Raw genomic sequence first — 1,311 nt, forward strand, 5'->3', positions numbered from 1 at the left:
AACGATGAGTTAAATAAATGTCACATCCCAATTCTGCATTCCGGTTTTAACGGGTCAGCGAGAACATTCAGCGGCACCCTGAATTGTGGTTATGTGACAGCCCGAACCTTATTTTTAAAGAACAATACCCGTTCCAAGAGAATTAACGTCAATACGGGTAACTATTATGTAATGACGTTTTCATGATCAGATATCCGGGGCGGTATATGAACGATAAATTCAAAGTTAAAATGAGAGAGATAAATTAGTGGTGGAATGGGATAAGCTTTGGGGTAAATAAAAGGAAGTGAAATATATAATAAAGACGACTGTGGATTTATAGTTAATGATAGAGACATGCAGGAGAAATATTCCTGTATGTCTCTGTGACCATTATTAACGTCTTCGGCGTTCAAGTTTTTCCTGACATTCCGTGCAGGTGGTTATGCCCGGCAGTGCCAGCCGTCGCTTTTCAGGAATGGGCTTACCGCATACACGACAATGAAATAATGATGGCGTAGACCCTGGCTTAAAACGACTCTGTTCAATCATCTCCTCCAGTCGTTGCTCATTAAATTCCTGATCGCGGTCGATCTCATCCGGCATGTGTGGTCCTCCGGTCTGACGCCTCCCGTTCGCAAAGTGCGATACGCTTCCAGACGATGGTCAGTGACAACCCTTCGACTTTCGGCAGCAGGGTTTGCGTTACCTGCATCATGGCGGCCAGCGCATCGGTCGATTCCAGGTTGGCCACCCGGCATTGTTGCCATTGCCGCCAGATGGCCGCATCCGCCTCTTCGTCCGGCTCTGGCGTCCGGCCATAAGGCACACGGACGCCCAGTAACCGGCGGCGAAGGCAAACTTCGTTGGAGGTGAGGCCAAAATACTTGTTGAGTATCGCAATTGACCCACCCAGCCGGATAGCGTGGTTGATACGCTGTTGCTGCAGAACCTCCTCACGTGATTTCGCCAGAAGCAGGCGTAATGCGTCGTGATGAACCGTCACAGCCAAAAACTGTGCAGACTCCCGACTGATGATAAACAGCTCATCTAGTGATAATTGGTTGAGGGCGTTCATTTCGTCGAAAGTGAATCCTAGCGATTCACAGTAACGAATGTTGCCATCCTTCAATGCATGCAGGGCATCGGTTAATACGGCGTAATTAAGTGATGGGATAATCATGGTATTTTCTCCCTTCAGCTTATTGAGCGGCGGACTAATTTTATATTGATCCATTCGTCAATTTCCGATTCGAGCCAGGCGACACTGGCCGGGCCAATCTTGATTGAGCGGGGGAAGGTACCGTCTTTCATATACAGATAGATTTGAGA

The 1,311-nt window shown here is 47.7% G+C and carries 3 protein-coding genes; all 3 read right to left on the reverse strand.

The annotated features are described in order from the left end of the window. Positions 1-375 precede the first annotated feature (375 nt). Entirely contained in the window at positions 376-585 is a 210-nt protein-coding gene (locus H0248_RS21790) for a TraR/DksA family transcriptional regulator (RefSeq protein WP_047611258.1), read from the reverse strand. Further along, complete coding sequence (locus H0248_RS21795; protein WP_180787461.1) at positions 575-1,162, reverse strand: DUF2857 domain-containing protein; 588 nt, start codon at positions 1,160-1,162, stop codon at positions 575-577. The genes H0248_RS21790 and H0248_RS21795 overlap by 11 nt, the downstream gene beginning before the upstream one ends. A gap of 14 nt (positions 1,163-1,176) precedes the next feature. Beyond that, positions 1,177-1,311, reverse strand: a 135-nt coding sequence (locus tag H0248_RS21800; protein WP_180787460.1) for an AlpA family phage regulatory protein, incomplete at its 5' end; no start/stop codon positions are given.

The sequence above is a fragment of the Pectobacterium brasiliense genome, assembly GCF_013449685.1.
GTDB lineage: Bacteria > Pseudomonadota > Gammaproteobacteria > Enterobacterales > Enterobacteriaceae > Pectobacterium > Pectobacterium brasiliense_A.

What these genes read in the sequence shown, in the direction of transcription:
- H0248_RS21790 (WP_047611258.1), bottom strand. Translation starts at nt 585, where the DNA reads ATGCCGGATGAGATCGACCGCGATCAGGAATTTAATGAGCAACGACTG.
- H0248_RS21795 (WP_180787461.1), bottom strand. Translation starts at nt 1,162, where the DNA reads ATGATTATCCCATCACTTAATTACGCCGTATTAACCGATGCCCTGCAT.